This is a genomic window from Rhizobium sp. CSW-27 (genome assembly GCF_018760785.1).
Classification (GTDB): Bacteria; Pseudomonadota; Alphaproteobacteria; order Rhizobiales; family Rhizobiaceae; genus Neorhizobium.
Window position 1 is genome coordinate 1 of record NZ_JAHHZO010000070.1, and the last position, 608, is coordinate 608.

The 608-nt window shown below is 58.4% G+C and carries 1 pseudogene; it reads left to right on the forward strand.

The window, feature by feature from the left end:
* Positions 1-125 precede the first annotated feature (125 nt).
* A pseudogene (locus KLP42_RS26635) lies at positions 126-608 on the forward strand (hypothetical protein); the annotation flags it as partial.

The window sequence follows — 608 nt, forward strand, 5'->3', positions numbered from 1 at the left end:
CGCGAACTCGCAGATCAACAGAGAGAGCTTTTGACATATCTGCCGACCTCCATCGGCAGATAGTTTGAATCAGAACATCGCTGATTTGCAAAGACCCGAAGATTCATTCAGTCAGGGAACCGCTCTATTTCATCGCCAGGTCGATCGATCTCTTGAAGCCCGGCGCACTGGCCGCCTTCGTCACCTCTTATGGGACGATGGACAAGGCGGATGCGACAGCCCGCGAGCATATCGCCAAGTCCGCAGACCTGATCGCGGCCATTCGTCTGCCCGAGGGCAGTTTTCGCCGCGATGCTGGCACGGATGTCGTCGTCGACATCCTCTTCTTCCGCAAGCGAAAGCTCGGTGAGCCTGAAGGCGATCAGCTGTGGCTCGATGTCGATGAGATCAGGCTGGCCACCGATGAAGAAGATGCGATCCGCGTCAATAGGTGGTTTGCCCGTCATCCCGACTTCGTACTCGGCACGCATGCCCTGACTTCCGGCCCGTTCGGCGAGACCTACACATGCCGGCCCCGCGACGGCGAGGATCTTGAAACGGCCCTCGCAGATGCCATCGAACTTCTGCCGGCCGATCTCTACGATGGCGAGCCGACACCGATCGATATT